The sequence below is a fragment of the Rhizobium sp. Leaf341 genome (assembly GCF_001424325.1).
GTDB lineage: Bacteria > Pseudomonadota > Alphaproteobacteria > Rhizobiales > Rhizobiaceae > Ferranicluibacter.
Genome location: NZ_LMPE01000011.1, coordinates 220,665 through 234,698 on the forward strand (window position 1 = coordinate 220,665; position 14,034 = coordinate 234,698).

Annotated in this window: 15 protein-coding genes; 5 read left to right on the forward strand and 10 right to left on the reverse strand. The window is 62.7% G+C overall.

What is annotated here, in order from left to right:
- The first annotated feature begins 3 nt into the window (after nucleotides 1-3).
- From ASG03_RS12185 to ASG03_RS12195, 3 genes are read left to right on the forward strand one after another with little or no spacing between them, the layout of a single operon-like run.
- A complete protein-coding gene (locus tag ASG03_RS12185) occupies nucleotides 4-738 on the forward strand; it encodes an SDR family oxidoreductase (protein ID WP_062693753.1) in 735 nt (244 codons plus the stop codon).
- Nucleotides 739-778: 40 nt separating this feature from the next.
- On the forward strand, nucleotides 779-1,624 hold the full coding sequence (locus tag ASG03_RS12190) for a fumarylacetoacetate hydrolase family protein (protein WP_062693754.1): 846 nt from the start codon (nucleotides 779-781) through the stop codon (nucleotides 1,622-1,624).
- Between the two features lie 28 nt (nucleotides 1,625-1,652).
- Nucleotides 1,653-2,930 (forward strand): L-fuconate dehydratase, encoded by a 1,278-nt coding sequence (locus tag ASG03_RS12195; RefSeq protein ID WP_062693755.1) that lies wholly within the window; start codon nucleotides 1,653-1,655, stop codon nucleotides 2,928-2,930.
- An 86-nt stretch (nucleotides 2,931-3,016) separates the two neighbouring features.
- On the opposite strand, the gene ASG03_RS12200 is transcribed toward ASG03_RS12195, so the two are convergent.
- Nucleotides 3,017-3,757 (reverse strand): DUF4336 domain-containing protein, encoded by a 741-nt coding sequence (locus ASG03_RS12200; protein ID WP_062478606.1) that lies wholly within the window; start codon nucleotides 3,755-3,757, stop codon nucleotides 3,017-3,019.
- A gap of 68 nt (nucleotides 3,758-3,825) precedes the next feature.
- Entirely contained in the window at nucleotides 3,826-5,493 is a 1,668-nt protein-coding gene (locus ASG03_RS12205; protein ID WP_062478609.1) for a methyl-accepting chemotaxis protein, read from the reverse strand.
- A 788-nt stretch (nucleotides 5,494-6,281) separates the two neighbouring features.
- On the opposite strand from ASG03_RS12205, the gene ASG03_RS12210 reads away from it, so the two are divergent.
- Entirely contained in the window at nucleotides 6,282-7,058 is a 777-nt protein-coding gene (locus ASG03_RS12210) for a FadR/GntR family transcriptional regulator (RefSeq protein WP_082475722.1), read from the forward strand.
- Nucleotides 7,059-7,098: 40 nt separating this feature from the next.
- On the forward strand, nucleotides 7,099-8,247 hold the full coding sequence (dgoD, locus tag ASG03_RS12215; RefSeq protein WP_062478612.1) for a galactonate dehydratase: 1,149 nt from the start codon (nucleotides 7,099-7,101) through the stop codon (nucleotides 8,245-8,247).
- Nucleotides 8,248-8,316: 69 nt separating this feature from the next.
- Here dgoD and rutF read toward each other — a convergent pair whose 3' ends face one another.
- From rutF to rsgA, 8 genes are all read right to left on the reverse strand, one after another.
- Nucleotides 8,317-8,841: an NADH-dependent FMN reductase RutF gene (gene rutF, locus ASG03_RS12220; protein WP_062693756.1), complete on the reverse strand. Its 525-nt coding sequence runs from the start codon at nucleotides 8,839-8,841 to the stop codon at nucleotides 8,317-8,319.
- Nucleotides 8,838-9,638, reverse strand: a complete 801-nt coding sequence (gene rutD, locus ASG03_RS12225) for a pyrimidine utilization protein D (RefSeq protein ID WP_062693757.1) — start codon at nucleotides 9,636-9,638, stop codon at nucleotides 8,838-8,840. The genes rutF and rutD overlap by 4 nt, the downstream gene beginning before the upstream one ends.
- A gap of 47 nt (nucleotides 9,639-9,685) precedes the next feature.
- Complete coding sequence (rutC, locus tag ASG03_RS12230) at nucleotides 9,686-10,069, reverse strand: pyrimidine utilization protein C (protein ID WP_062478621.1); 384 nt, start codon at nucleotides 10,067-10,069, stop codon at nucleotides 9,686-9,688.
- Between the two features lie 38 nt (nucleotides 10,070-10,107).
- Entirely contained in the window at nucleotides 10,108-10,848 is a 741-nt protein-coding gene (rutB, locus tag ASG03_RS12235; RefSeq protein ID WP_062693758.1) for a pyrimidine utilization protein B, read from the reverse strand.
- Nucleotides 10,845-11,939, reverse strand: coding sequence for a pyrimidine utilization protein A (gene rutA / locus ASG03_RS12240; RefSeq protein WP_062478636.1), 1,095 nt, complete (start codon nucleotides 11,937-11,939; stop codon nucleotides 10,845-10,847). Before rutA ends, rutB begins: the two co-directional genes overlap by 4 nt.
- A 495-nt stretch (nucleotides 11,940-12,434) precedes the next feature.
- Nucleotides 12,435-12,560 carry a hypothetical protein gene (locus tag ASG03_RS22120; RefSeq protein ID WP_274533650.1) on the reverse strand — a complete coding sequence of 42 codons (126 nt, stop codon included), beginning with the start codon at nucleotides 12,558-12,560 and terminating at the stop codon, nucleotides 12,435-12,437.
- A gap of 35 nt (nucleotides 12,561-12,595) precedes the next feature.
- Nucleotides 12,596-12,724, reverse strand: a complete 129-nt coding sequence (locus ASG03_RS22125; protein ID WP_274533651.1) for a hypothetical protein — start codon at nucleotides 12,722-12,724, stop codon at nucleotides 12,596-12,598.
- A 166-nt stretch (nucleotides 12,725-12,890) separates the two neighbouring features.
- Nucleotides 12,891-13,913 carry a ribosome small subunit-dependent GTPase A gene (gene rsgA / locus ASG03_RS12245; RefSeq protein WP_082475723.1) on the reverse strand — a complete coding sequence of 341 codons (1,023 nt, stop codon included), beginning with the start codon at nucleotides 13,911-13,913 and terminating at the stop codon, nucleotides 12,891-12,893.
- Nucleotides 13,914-14,034: the final 121 nt, after the last annotated feature.

Consider the following 14,034-nt stretch of genomic DNA (forward strand, 5'->3'; position numbering starts at 1 on the left):
CCCATGACGACGACAATGACGGGCAAGACGGTGTTGATCACGGCCGCCGCCCAGGGGATCGGCCGGGCGACGGCTCTCGCCTTCGCCAAGGCGGGCGCGACCGTTCACGCGACCGACATCAACCTCGATATCCTCTCCGAGATCGCCAGTGAGCCCGGCATTCTCACGCACAAGCTCGACGTTCTCGACGAGGCCGCGGTCAAGGCGATCGTCGCCGACATCGGTGCCGTGGACGTGCTCTTCAACTGCGCCGGCGTCGTTCATTCCGGTTCGATCCTCGATATGCCGGACAAGGACCTCGATTTCGCCTTCGACCTCAACGTCAAGGCAATGATCCGCACCATCCGCGCCGTGCTGCCCGGCATGATCGCGCGCAAGGACGGCGCCATCATCAACATGGCCTCCGTCGCTTCCAGCATGAAGGGCGTGCCGAACCGCTTTGCCTATGGCACGACGAAGGCCGCCGTCATCGGCCTGACCAAGGCTGTCGCTGCGGATTACGTCGCCGCCGGCATCCGCTGCAACGCCATCTGCCCGGGCACGGTCGAAAGCCCCTCGCTCGAAGGACGCATGCGTGCCCAGGGCGACTACGAGACCGCGCGCGCCGCCTTCATCGCCCGCCAGCCGATGGGCCGGCTCGGGACGGCGGAAGAGATCGCCGATCTCGCCGTCTATCTCGCTGGCGCCACCTATACGACCGGCCAGGCCTACGCCATCGACGGCGGCTGGTCGATCTGACGGCCGCTCGACCCTTTCGTCAAACTGCAAGGATAACGCTATGAAATTCGTCCGTTACGGCGCCGAGGGCGCCGAAAAGCCCGGTCTGATCGATGCTGCCGGCGCCATTCGTGACCTCTCCGGTCATATCCCCGATCTTTCCGGCGCCGCCATCGATCCCGATGCGCTCGCAAAACTTGCCACCATTGATCCGGCATCGCTGCCGCTGGTGTTTGCCGACGCGCGGCTTGGTGCCTGCGTGGCCGGCACGGGCAAGTTCATCTGCATCGGCCTCAATTATTCCGACCACGCTGCTGAAACGGGGGCGACCGTCCCGCCGGAGCCGATCATCTTCATGAAGGCGACATCGGCGATCACAGGGCCGAACGATGATCTCATTATTCCCCGCGGGTCCGAGAAGACCGACTGGGAGGTCGAACTCGGCATCGTCATCGGCCGCAAGGCCAAATATGTGAGCGAGGCGGAAGCGCTCGACTATGTCGCCGGCTACTGCACGATCCACGACGTCAGCGAACGCGCGTTCCAGACGGAACGCTCGGGCCAGTGGACCAAGGGCAAGTCCTGCGACACGTTCGGGCCGACCGGACCCTGGCTGGTGACGAAGGACGAGGTCCCCGATCCGCAGGATCTGCGCCTTTGGCTGAAGGTCAACGGCGAGACGATGCAGGACGGCACGACCAAGACCATGGTCTACGGCGCGGCCTATCTCGTGTCCTACCTGTCGCAGTTCATGTCGCTGCAGCCGGGGGATGTCATCTCGACGGGCACGCCGCCCGGCGTCGGCATGGGCATGAAGCCGCCGCGCTACCTCAAGCCCGGCGACGTGATCGAACTCGGGATCGACGGCCTGGGTTCGCAGCGCCAGACTGCCCGCGCCGACGCCTGAACCTTCCTCCAATCTCTCCGGAGCCACCATGACCCGCATCACAGACCTGCGCGTGTTCGACCTGCGCTTTCCGACGTCCCAGAGCCTCGACGGCTCGGATGCCATGAATCCAGACCCGGATTACTCGGCAGCCTATGTCATTCTCGACACGGACACGCCCGGTCTGGACGGTCATGGCCTGACCTTCACCATCGGTCGCGGCAACGAGATCTGCTGCATGGCCATCCAGGCGATGCGGCACCTCGTTGTCGGAACCGAGCTTTCCAAGGTTCTGGAGAATCCCGGCCGCTACTGGCGGCATCTGACGAGCGACAGCCAGTTGCGCTGGATCGGGCCCGAAAAGGGCGCGATGCATCTGGCGACCGGCGCTGTCGTCAACGCGGTTTGGGACCTTCTCGCCAAAGAGGCGGGCAAGCCGGTCTGGCAGATGGTCAGCGAGATGTCGCCCGAAGAGATCGCCGACATCGTCGATTACCGCTATCTGACCGACGTCCTGACCCGCGACGAGGCAATCGACATCCTCAAGCGCGCCGAGCCCGGCAAGGCCGAGCGCATGGCCGTGCTGCGGAAGGAAGGCTACACCTGCTACACCACGTCGGCCGGCTGGCTCGGCTATGACGACGACAAGCTGCGTCGCCTCTGCCAGGAAGCGATCGACGAGGGGTTCAACCACGTCAAGATGAAGGTCGGGCGCGATCTCGAGGACGATATCCGTCGCCTGACGATCGCCCGCGAGGTCATCGGGCCGGATCGCTACCTGATGATCGACGCAAATCAGGTCTGGGAGGTCGGCGAAGCGATCGACTGGGTCAAGCAGCTCGCGTTCTGCAAGCCGTTCTTCATCGAGGAGCCGACGAGCCCCGATGATGTTGCCGGCCACCGCAAGATCCGGCAGGCGATCTCGCCGGTGAAGGTTGCGACCGGCGAAATGTGCCAGAATCGCATCATGTTCAAGCAGTTCATCGCCGAGGGCGCGATCGACATCGTCCAGATCGACAGCTGCCGAATGGGCGGGCTGAACGAGGTGCTGGCGGTCCTGCTCGTCGCCGCGAAGTACCAGCTGCCGGTCTGGCCCCATGCGGGCGGCGTTGGCCTCTGCGAATATGTCCAGCATCTCTCGATGATCGACTATGTCGCGGTGTCCGGCACGAAAACGGACCGCGTCATCGAATATGTCGATCACCTGCACGAGCATTTCCTCGAACCCTGCGTGATCGAGAACGCCGCCTACATGCCGCCGACCCGTCCCGGTTTCTCGATCGAGATGAAGGCGCAGTCGATCGCGGACTACACGTTCAAGGGCTGAAGCGAAGATCGCGGTCAGCGACGATCAGACCCGGGCTGCGCAAAGCCCGGGTCTGACCGTCGCGCGCTGGCGGCAACGCGATGGCGCTACAAGAGCCAGTCGAGCGAAGTGGCGAGCCGGGCAGCTGCGTTGTCTTCAAAACAGGCGCCATGCGCGAAAACGACGCGCTGGGGCGAGAGCGCGACCAGACGGCGTGCGGCGTTGCGCGGACCTTCGCCTTTTTTCTTGATGACGGACCGGAGATAGACGGGCGCGCGCCCGTCCGGCGCCGTGACGCCCGCGATACGCCCGATGATGCGGCCGGGCAGGGACAGTTTTTCGGGCTCCATGTTCTGGACAAGGTCCGTGAGGATCAGCGTCTCGCTGGGGCGATGGAAAAAGCACACTTCGCAAAAGCCGCCGCCGCCGTCCACGAAGATCTGTTCGATCTCGTCATCCCAAGGGGTCTTGCCATCGCGCGCAAGCTCGTGGTCGAGACGCACGGAGGAGCGCTTGACCTGGGCGCGATCCTTCAGCCCGGGGGCGGCCCAGGCGACGGCGCCGGGAATGCGCGCCTGCCACTCCTCCAGAAATGTCCAGTGCGCACTGTTTGGCGCAACGAAATGGCGGATCGGCCCCAGGTCTTCCAGCTGCCGTTGAAGCATGGCAAAGAACTGCGTCGGCGAGTGGACCCAGAGGGAGCCGTCCCGGAGCCGCACGATCGTCATTCTGACGGGGAGCGGGATGATGCCCATAGCCATCATCGGGCCGCTATCCACGATCCAGACATTTTCGGCGATCGGCTTCGGCCGGTCGAGCGGGGGATAGGTGTTCTGTTCAGGTGGCATGGCACAAACCTTTCTTTGTGCCACAACCGCCCATCTGCCAGCCGGTTCCCGGGAAACGGACAGGGCCGTCAGGCGACCCGGCGCATTCGGGGCTCGCTGTAGGTGAAGGCTGCAAGAAGCTGGCGAAGCGCCGTGGCCTGCGCCGCCAGTTCTACGCTGGCCGCGGTGCTTTCTTCGGCCATGGCCGCGTTTTGCTGCGTCGCCTGGTCCATGGCGTTGATCGCGATATTGATCTCCCGCAGACCCACGGCCTGCTCTTTGTTCGCCTGGACAATGGCGGCGATGTTGTTATCGATCAAGCCGACCTTGTTGACGATATCCCCCAAGGCGCGGCCGGTTTGTCCAACCAGCTCGACGCCGTTGCGAACGATCCCGTTTGACGCGGCGATGAGGGCGCCGATCTCCTTTGCTGCCTGCGCCGATCGCTGCGCCAGTTCCCGGACCTCCTGTGCGACCACGGCAAATCCCCGACCGGCCTCGCCGGCGCGGGCGGCTTCGATGCCGGCGTTGAGCGCGAGCAGGTTGGTCTGGAACGCGATCTCGTCGATGACGCCGATGATGCTCGTGATCGACTGCGAGGATGAGGAGATTTCGGCCATGGCCGAGATGGCCCGCTCGACGACCGCGCCGGAATGCTCGGCGCTGCTCCGCGTCTGGATGACGAGGCTCCCGGCTTCCTGGGCGCGGCTGCTCGTATCGTTGACGGTGGTGGTGATCTCTTCGAGAGCGGCCGCGCTTTCCTCAAGGCTGGCGGCATTCTGCTCGGTGCGGCGCGAGAGGCTTCCAGCGTTCTGGCTGATCTCGTTCGAACCATCGGCGATGGCAGCGACGCTGATCCCGATGTTTTCCATCGCGCCGCGGAGTTGTGCGACGGAAGCGTTGAAGTGGTGCCGCAGATCCTCCATCGAGGGCACGAACGACCTGTCGAGCGTGTGGGTGAGGTCACCGTTGGACATCGCCTTCAGCGCCAGGCCGATCTCGGCAATGGCGCACATGCGTTCGGTGACGTCGGTTGCGAACTTGACGACTTTGCAGACCTTGCCGCGGGAATCGAGGATCGGATTGTAGGCCGCCTGAATCCAGACCTCTTTCCCACCCTTGCCAACGCGCACAAATTCGTTGGCGATGAATTCTCCGTCCGCCAGCCGGCTCCAAAAACCCTTGTACTCCGGTGTGGAAATGTAGTCCTTGCGGCAGAACATGCTGTGATGTCGCCCGACGATCTCGGTGAGCTCATAGCCGAGCGTCTTGCAGAAATTTTCGTTCGCCGTGATGATTTCGCCGGTCGGATAGAATTCGATGACGGCCTGCGAGCGCGAGATGGCGTCGAGTTTGCCGGCGTCCTCGATCGCCTTTTCCTTGGCAGCCGTGATATCCGCGGCTAATTTCACCACCTTGTAGGGCTTGCCGCCCTTCATCACGGGATTATAGGTCGCCTGGATCCAAACCTCGCGGCCGCCCTTGCCGATGCGCTTGTAGGCACCGGCGTCAAAGGTTCCGCTCGCCAGACGCCTCCAGAAGGCGGCATATTCGGGAGACGCCACGGTCTCAGGATCACAAAACAGGCTGTGATGCTTGCCGGCGATTTCCGCCATCGTGTAGCCCAGCGCACGACAGAAGTTCTCGTTCGCCCGCAGGATCTTTCCTTCCAGGTCGAATTCGATGATGCCCTGAGAGTTCGAGAGCGCGTCCGAGATATCGGATCCCCGTCCCGCGATGTGATTCAATCCAAACATGTGCCCCCACTCGTTTCTTGAATGTTCATGTCCTGGTCGGTGCGATGCTGCCCGGCACCGCGAACCGTTCCAGCTTTCGGTCTCTAGCGTCTGAAAAATGACGTCTTCCTGCCTGCCTGCATTCGGCTTGATCCCTGCCATCGTGATCCTTCGGCGGCGCGTGACAGACTTGCGGCCAAGGGCTTGAAAGACGTGGACGTCACGGGGATGCGTATCGGCCGTGACCTGGAAACGGAGCCTGTCGTTCCTATCGATCCGCGGAAAAAAACGCGGCTCATGTGCCTGCAGATGGTAAGCGCTGAAATGAGATGGTGGACAACGCCGATTACGACCGCGGCACCTGCAGCGGCGTCACGCAGGAAACGTGACATGATCGACATCCAAAACCTCAGAGTTACAATTGAACCAAGCCCCCTTGGCTCTCCGTAAGGTTGAACTTAATTGCCTAAGGGACCGTTAATTGCCACCTCCCGTTTTTGCGTCCACCGTTAATTCGCGCGAGATCGGCTGTTTCCTGCGACGATCCAGACCCGATTAGCGAGCCGTTCGCGTTCGGCGGCTCGGTTACGGACGGTCGAGGCGCAAGGCGCAGGCCTTGATGGCGCCACGTTCCTCCGCCATTCGCTCTTACCCTGCAAAACGCTATCATCATAATTCGAAGCGCTCTTGTATGATGATTGATTTTCTGCTGATGTCGCTGACATGCAGGTGATTTGACGGACAGCCTCATCGGGGAACGCGGGCCGTGCCCTTTGGCGGATCGAACCGAACGGATCGGGGGAAGCAACATGAGACGACCGCGCGATCGCATCGTGGTCCAGACGGAGACGTTGGCCGAGGATGGCTCGGTCAAGCGTCCGCGCGTGCAAGACAACGTGACGCGGTCCCTGGCCTCCGATATCTGCCGCGACGTGTTTCCCCCCAGTGGCATGCTGCCAACCGAAGGGGAGTTGTGTATCCGCTACGGTGTCAGCCGCACGGTGATCCGCGAGACGCTGAAGATATTGGCGTCCAAAGGCATGGTGCGCGGACGCTCGCGCATCGGCACGCAGATCTGCCCGCTCGAAGAGTGGAATTTGCTGGATCGGCAGGTGCTCGAATGGATCGGCCCCCGAATCTTCAATCTCGACCTTCTGCAAAGCATTCTCGACGCGCGGCGGGCGACGGAGCCGTTTGCCGCCGAGCTTGCTGCAGAGCGCGCCACCGTTCAGGAAATCGCGGACATCGAACATGCCTGGCAGCGCATGCAGGATGCCGAAGGCGACGTGGAAGCCTTCACGGCGGCCGACGTTGCCTTCCACACCAACCTCATGAAGGCCAGTCACAATCAGGTCTTCATGCAGCTCTCGAGCATTATCCAGGCTGCGCTGGAGTTTTCGCTTCACGCCTCCAACGACGCGGTCGACGCTCGGGGCGAGGCCGTGGACATTCATCGCGCCTTGATCGAGGCGCTGAGGGTGCGGGACAAGGCTGCGGCCCGGGCCTGTTCGTTGCAGATGCTGGATCTTGCGGCCCGCGATCTGGCAACAGCGCTGCGGAAGCATCCGCGCCGTCCCTTGCCCTGAAACTCTCTTTCCACCCACCAGCAACCCAGAGACAGATGTCATGAAAATCACGAAACTGACCACGTATATTGTGCCGCCACGCTGGATGTTCCTGAAGATCGAGACCGACGAGGGCATCACAGGCTGGGGCGAGCCGGTGGTCGAAGGCCGGGCCCTGACCGTGCAGGCTGCCGTCCACGAGCTTGAGGACTACCTGATCGGCAAGGATCCGTTTCTGATCGAGGACCACTGGAATGTCATGTATCGCGGCGGGTTCTACCGCGGCGGCGCGATCCATATGAGCGCGATCGCCGGCATCGACCAGGCGCTCTGGGATATCAAGGGCAAGGCGCTCGGTCAGCCGATCCATTCGCTGCTCGGCGGCCAGGTCCGCGACAAGATCAAGGTCTATTCCTGGATCGGTGGCGATCGCCCGAGCGACGTTGCCAACAATGCGCGCGATGTCGTCGCCCGTGGCTTCAAGGCCATCAAGCTGAACGGCTGCGAGGAGATGCAGATCGTCGATAGCTGGGACAAGGTCGAGCGTGCGGTCGAGACCATTGCGATCATTCGCGAGGCGATCGGCCCGCATGTCGGCATTGGCGTCGATTTCCACGGCCGCGTGCACCGGCCGATGGCCAAGGTGCTGGCCAAGGAACTGCAGCCCTACAATCTCATGTTCATCGAAGAGCCCGTTCTGTCGGAAAACCGGGAGGCGCTCAAGGAGATCGCCAATCATTGCTCGACGCCGATTGCGCTCGGCGAGCGACTCTATTCGCGCTGGGACTTCAAGCAGGTCCTCTCCGATGGCTACGTCGATATCCTCCAGCCGGACTTGTCGCATGCCGGCGGCATCACGGAATGCCGCAAGATCGCGGCAATGGCCGAGGCCTATGATGTGGCGCTGGCGCCCCATTGCCCGCTCGGACCGATCGCGCTTGCCGCCTGCCTGCAGGTCGATGCCGTCAGCTACAACGCCTTCATTCAGGAACAGAGCCTCGGTATCCACTACAACACGGGCAACGATATCCTCGATTACATCTCCAACAAGGAGGTCTTCCACTACGAGGACGGCTTCGTCTCCATTCCGCAGGGCCCCGGCCTCGGGATCGAGGTGGACGAAGACTATGTGATTGCGCGCGCCGCCGAGGGCCACCGCTGGCGCAACCCGCTGTGGCGTCATTCCGACGGAAGCGTCGCTGAGTGGTAGGGGCCTGACAGGAGGTCGTCGGAACCGTTGACGCAAGCGACCGCCAGTGCCCGTGGGTGTCGGCGGTCGTCAGACCTCGTGGTAGGCGCGGTCGAAATAGAGGAGCGCCTTGCCCTCCGCACGCGACGCCGTGGAAACCACGCGGCAGAACAGAACGTCGTGCGTGCCCTGGGCAACCGTGCTCTCGATCCGGCAATCGAAAGAAACGAGCGCGTCGTCCAGCACGGGGGCTCCCGTCGACAAGACTGACCAGTCGGCTGTCGCAAATCGGTCGGCTGCCGGTGTCTTTCCGCCGAAAAGCTGTGAAAGTCCCTGGTGGCCGGCATTCAGCGTGTTGACGCAGAGCACCTTGTTCACTGTGACGGCGTCATAGACCGAGGCAGAGCGGTTGAGACAGACGAGAAGCGTCGGCGGGTCGTCGGTCACGCTGCAGACGGCCGTTGCGGCGAAGCCGGTGCGGCCACCCGGGCCATCCGTCGTGATGATGTTGACGGCGGCACCGAGCTTCGACATCGCACTGCGAAACGCGGCACGTCGGGCGTCGTGGTCGGAGATCTCCGCAAGGTCCGTGCGTGCGGAAGCGGCCGTGCTCATGAAACGCTCACTTTCTCTCGGTTCGGGCCTGCAAGAAACTGCACCAGCCGCTGATTGAAGGGACCGGGATCCACAATGTTCACGGCATGACCGCCGTGATCGACGAGGTCCAGGATGGCGTTCGGAAGACCATCGGCCAGCCGTTGCGAGCGCGTCCAGGGAACGAGGAGGTCATCCCGGCTCGCCATCACCAAGGTCTCGTGCCCGATGTCCGCCAGCCGGTCGTCGATATCGAAGGTGCGCAGCGCCGCGATGCGGCGCAGCAGATTGGTTTTGCCCTGAAAATGCGCAATTCCGTGCGCTTCGTCCGCGGCCATGCGATCCGCATTCTCCGACATCCATACGGCGGGGTAGAGAAACAGGGGCTGTGCCTTGACGAAGGCCGGTATGCCGGACGCCTCCAGAAGCTCGATGCGGATGTCGAAGCAGCGGCCCGAATGCGGGTCGGCCTTGCTCCACGCATTGACGAGCGCAAGCCGACCGATACGGCCGGGTTGGCGGAGCGCGATGTCGAGACCGATCAGTCCGCCCAGCGCGTGACCGACGAAGTCGACCTGATCGATCTCTCGCGCATCGAGAAGATCCAGCACGTCGTCGGCCATCGCCGCAATACCGCCCGTGGCCGGCACGTCGCCACCTGTGCGGCCCGTTCCACGGTGGTCATAGGTGACCACGCGGAACGTGTCCGTCAGGGCGGGGATCTGCTCCGCCCAGTAGCTGCCGGAGCCGCCGAGGCCGGAGGACAACAGAACGGTGCGGGCAGCCGCATCCGTCCGGCCGTGGATTTCGACATGCATGTCTTTGCTCTTCTTCCTTGCCACGCCGAAGCCGATCGCGTCTCTGCTCAGCCTATATGGGCGATGGTGGCGATCTCGATCAGGGCGTCCGGCTTGACGAGGCCGCACTGGATGCAGAAGCGCGCCGGCTTGTCGCCCGGGAAATATTCGGCATAGACCGCGTTCACGGCCTGATAGTTCGCCCAATCGGTGATGAAGATATGGTTCATGGTGACGTCGTCCATCGTCCCGCCGGCTGTCTCGATGACCGACTTGATGGTTTCGAGCACATGGCGCGTCTGGGCGCCGGCATCACCGACGTGAACGACGTCGTTGTTCTTGTCGAAGGGCAGGGTGCCCGACACATAGACGACGCCATCGGCAAGCGTGCCCGGTGAAAACGGAGCGATCGGCTTGTGCGTGCCTTCCGGGACGATGATGGACTTCGGCATGGGGACTCCTTGGACGGTGTGAAAAATGCGGGCGGGCTTCAGCGAGCCTCGGGCGCGGCCTGCGAGATCGCGCCGCAGAAATCACTGACGGTCGATACCCAGCCGAAGAACTTCTCGACATTGTAGACCGTCGCCTGCTGGATGAACGCCGGCCCGAGATGATGCGTCGCATCTTCCAGCATGACGCCGAAGTATTCCAGATGAAAGGCATCGCGCAGCGAGCTCTCGACGCAGACATTCGTGGCAATGCCGACGAAGACCAGATTGCGAATGCCGCGGGCGCGCAGGACACTGTCCATGTTCGTGTTGAAGAAGCCGCTATAGCGCGTCTTCGGCACGAGGACGTCGCCCGGTTGGGGTTGCAGAGCGTCGACGATCGCATAATCCCAGGTGCCCTTGGCCAGGAGCTGTCCCTGCAGCTCCGGACGCGCGCGCATCGTTTTCAGCGCATTCGACTTGTGCCAGTTCGGGGAACCCGGCCCGCCTGCCTCCATATAGTCCTTGTCCCACCCGTTCTGGAAGTAGACGACGAGCACGCCGGCCGCCCGCGCGGCGTCCAGCGTCTTCTGAATATTGGCGATGGTGCCCTTTGCCCCCGCAATGTCGAACCCCGCGAGGTCGACGTAGCCGCCTTCGGTCGAGTACGCGTTCTGCATATCCACGACGACGACCGCGGTCTCGTTCGGCTTCAGGCTGATCGGCTCGGGCCGTGCAGGGACGGTCACGCTTTGAACGTGGCGGCGGGGCAGCTGGTAGCCGGCGGTAACGGTGTCGCTCATTGGGCGGCCTCCAAGGTCATCGTCACGGCGTCCTGTCGGCAAGCCATCAGCGGCTGGATGCGGGTCCCGAAGTCCTCGATGCCCTTGAGAAAGTCATCGAAGGTGAGCAGCACACCGCCGGTACCGGGAACGGTCGGCACTTCGTCCAGCAATCGGGCGACTGTCTCGAACGAGCCGACCAGTGTCCCCATGTTGATGTTGACGGCGGAAACAGGATCGGCCATCTGGCGGACATTCGTGTCTGTGCCTGAGCGTTTATCGGCGGCACCCTGAACGCCAAGCCACTGGATCGCCTCTTGGTCGGCGCCGGCCTTGTAGTGTTCCCACTTGGCGCGCGCGGCCTCGTCGGTTTCATCGGCGATGATCATGAAGAGAACGAAGGACGAGACCGGACGCCCGGTTTTCTCGGTCGCGGCGATCAGCCGCTCGGCGGCCGGAGCGAAAGCCTTGGGCGTGTTGACGCCGACGCCGAAACAGAAGTTGTAATCGGCATACGCCGCCGAGAAATCCATTCCAGCCGTGGAGGAGCCCGCGCAGATGATCTTCATGTCGGCTTGCGGGCGGGGCGAGAGGCGGCAGTCGTCCATCTGAAAGAACTCGCCCTTGAGGTCGCTCGTGCCCGTTTCCCAGAGATCGCGCAGGACCGTCGCATACTCTGCCAGATAGTCATATCGCCGGGAAAAGTACTCGTCGCCCGGCCACATCCCCATCTGAGAATATTCCGGACGCTGCCAGCCCGTGACGAGGTTCACGCCGAAGCGACCGTTGGAAATGCTGTCGATGGTGGACGCCATGCGTGCCACGATGGCCGGCGGCATGACGAGGCTTGCAGCGGTCGCAAACAGCTTGATGCGGGTGGTGACGGCGGCCAGGCCTGCCATCAACGTGAAGGACTCGAGGTTGTGGTCCCAGAACTCTGTCTTGCCGCCGAAGCCGCGCAGCTTGATCATCGAGAGCACGAAATCCAGGCCATATTTCTCGGCCTTCAGCGTGATCTCCTTGTTGAGCTCAAAGCTCGGTTTGTATTGCGGCGCGTTTTCCGACAGCAGCCAGCCATTGTTGCCGATCGGGATGAAGATGCCGATTTCCATGCTGCGATCCCCTCGTTGTCGCGTGATTTCGGCCTCATGGACCGGTTTCTGCGGCAAACCTGCAACGAAAAAAGAGAATGCACCAGAGAAAAATTTATCAATCAGTCAAAAATTTACCGTTTGATAAATAAATGCGCAAGTCGTTGGCAGAATGATGAAATTTTGAACGCGCCCAGCGCAATTCGTGGGCACGCTTGGGGGATTCTCGACGCCATGCGCGACCGCTCGCAGGTCATCATCGTCCTCGAGACAGGGGGAAACGGACAGGCGCAAGCCCATCAAGTAATATCAGTGGTTCGGGAGAGAACGGGAGCCCGACAAACTGTGTTGTGGTGCTCGGGATTGGCAAGACGGACCTTGACCGGTAAACGCCTGGCGCGGTTTCAGCGCGTGCCTGACTGAGAGGCGTGACGTCCGACACCAAGTGGCGACATCCATCCTCTCAGCCTTTTTTGACCGGGCCGCGACATTGCGCGCGGCACGATCGTCAGCGTGTCAGCCCTTCTTGCCGGACGTCGCAGCCTTGACCTGGGAGCCCAGCGTGGGCGCAGAGGCTGCGGCCGCCTTGTCCTTCTTGGGCTTGCGGGTTTCCTTGTTGCTGCGAACTTGACCTTTGGCCATGGTGTCCTCCGAAAGTGATGGGGGTTTCGGCTGGCTTACCAGGCGAAGCCCATGAGCGTGCAATAGGTGATGAAGATCAGCGAAAGAGCGGGCGTCGCCTTCACGAGGAAGAGCGCCGTCTGGGATGTGACAGTTGGTACGAATGCGGTCGACGTGGAAGACATGATGTCCTCCTTTGCTTTGGGGCCAGGGTATCATGACCCCGAAGCGGCAGCGCCCGCATCATAAGCTGCCGAAGGTTTCATCTTGCGCCTAAATCGGTGAATTGGCAATGGGTTGCCGTCTGCGGCAGGCGTTCGATCCTGGCGCATTGGCGATCCGGGCGGCTTGTTAGTATTTCTTCTTTCGCAGGATCTTGTTGCCTTTCGGGCCGCTCGAGACGGGCGTCTTTTCGCGATTTTCGGCGAGGAGGCCACGCCAGCGTTCGAGGCGCCCGGCGTCCAGTCTGCCGTCCTTGATCGCGGCCTGCACGGCACAGCCCGGCTCGTGCTGGTGCGTGCAATCCCGGAACCGGCAGAGCGGTGCCAGTTCGGTGATCTCCGCAAACAGCGTGTCGATCCCATCGGTGACGTCGCTGACGTAAAGCGTCCGAATACCCGGCGTATCGATCACCCAGCCGCCTCCGGCGATCGCATGCAGCGAACGGGCCGTGGTGGTGTGCCGGCCTTTCGCGTCGTGCTCGCGGATCTCGCCCGTTTTCTGCTGCGCCGCGATTCCGGATCCGGCAAGCGTGTTGACGAGGGTCGACTTGCCGACGCCCGAGGAACCGACGAGCGCAACCGTTTCGCCCGGCCCGCACCAGGGCGAAAGCTTCTCCAAAGCATCCGGCGAGCGGGCATTGAGCGTGACGATCGGAAGATCGCGCTGCAGCGCGCGCGCCTGGGTTTCATAGGCCGCAGCATCGTCGACCGTGTCGGCTTTCGTCAGGACGATGACGGGCCGGGTTCCTGCCTGGTTCGCCATGATGAGATAGCGTTCGAGACGCGCCGGATTGAAATCTGCGTTGCAGGAGGTGACGATAAACAGCGTATCGACATTGGCGGCCGCGAGTTGCTGGCCATGACTTCCCTCTGTCCGGCGTTGCAGCACCGTCTCGCGCTCCAGCCGGCGCACGAAGTCGCCGGTCAGGGGAGAGGCCAGCACCCAGTCTCCGACGGCAAAGTCCGCCGTGTTGGTGTTGGGCGGCAGCTGGAGATCGGCCGGGCCATCCGCATCGATCACATCAATGCGTGCGCGGTGAACGGAGGAGACGCGAAGCGGCCTCAGGTCGATCTCGTCCGGCGACAGCTGGTCGGAAAACGCTTGCGACCAGCCGAGAAGCCGCAGGCGGTCGGCGTCGCTAAAGACGGTCAAAGCCGCGTCCGCGGAAGTGTCGGCGATATCATGGCCGGGCCTCTGGCGCTGGCGTTCAAATTAGGCGGATGCGCAGGCGCGCCATGCCGTCCAACTCTATAGGAACGACCGAGGCCTGTCG

What these genes read in the sequence shown, in the direction of transcription:
- ASG03_RS12185 (WP_062693753.1), top strand. Translation starts at nt 4, where the DNA reads ATGACGACGACAATGACGGGCAAGACGGTGTTGATCACGGCCGCCGCC.
- ASG03_RS12190 (WP_062693754.1), top strand. Translation starts at nt 779, where the DNA reads ATGAAATTCGTCCGTTACGGCGCCGAGGGCGCCGAAAAGCCCGGTCTG.
- ASG03_RS12195 (WP_062693755.1), top strand. Translation starts at nt 1,653, where the DNA reads ATGACCCGCATCACAGACCTGCGCGTGTTCGACCTGCGCTTTCCGACG.
- ASG03_RS12200 (WP_062478606.1), bottom strand. Translation starts at nt 3,757, where the DNA reads ATGCCACCTGAACAGAACACCTATCCCCCGCTCGACCGGCCGAAGCCG.
- ASG03_RS12205 (WP_062478609.1), bottom strand. Translation starts at nt 5,493, where the DNA reads ATGTTTGGATTGAATCACATCGCGGGACGGGGATCCGATATCTCGGAC.
- ASG03_RS12210 (WP_082475722.1), top strand. Translation starts at nt 6,282, where the DNA reads ATGAGACGACCGCGCGATCGCATCGTGGTCCAGACGGAGACGTTGGCC.
- dgoD (WP_062478612.1), top strand. Translation starts at nt 7,099, where the DNA reads ATGAAAATCACGAAACTGACCACGTATATTGTGCCGCCACGCTGGATG.
- rutF (WP_062693756.1), bottom strand. Translation starts at nt 8,841, where the DNA reads ATGAGCACGGCCGCTTCCGCACGCACGGACCTTGCGGAGATCTCCGAC.
- rutD (WP_062693757.1), bottom strand. Translation starts at nt 9,638, where the DNA reads ATGCATGTCGAAATCCACGGCCGGACGGATGCGGCTGCCCGCACCGTT.
- rutC (WP_062478621.1), bottom strand. Translation starts at nt 10,069, where the DNA reads ATGCCGAAGTCCATCATCGTCCCGGAAGGCACGCACAAGCCGATCGCT.
- rutB (WP_062693758.1), bottom strand. Translation starts at nt 10,848, where the DNA reads ATGAGCGACACCGTTACCGCCGGCTACCAGCTGCCCCGCCGCCACGTT.
- rutA (WP_062478636.1), bottom strand. Translation starts at nt 11,939, where the DNA reads ATGGAAATCGGCATCTTCATCCCGATCGGCAACAATGGCTGGCTGCTG.
- ASG03_RS22120 (WP_274533650.1), bottom strand. Translation starts at nt 12,560, where the DNA reads ATGGCCAAAGGTCAAGTTCGCAGCAACAAGGAAACCCGCAAGCCCAAG.
- ASG03_RS22125 (WP_274533651.1), bottom strand. Translation starts at nt 12,724, where the DNA reads ATGTCTTCCACGTCGACCGCATTCGTACCAACTGTCACATCCCAGACG.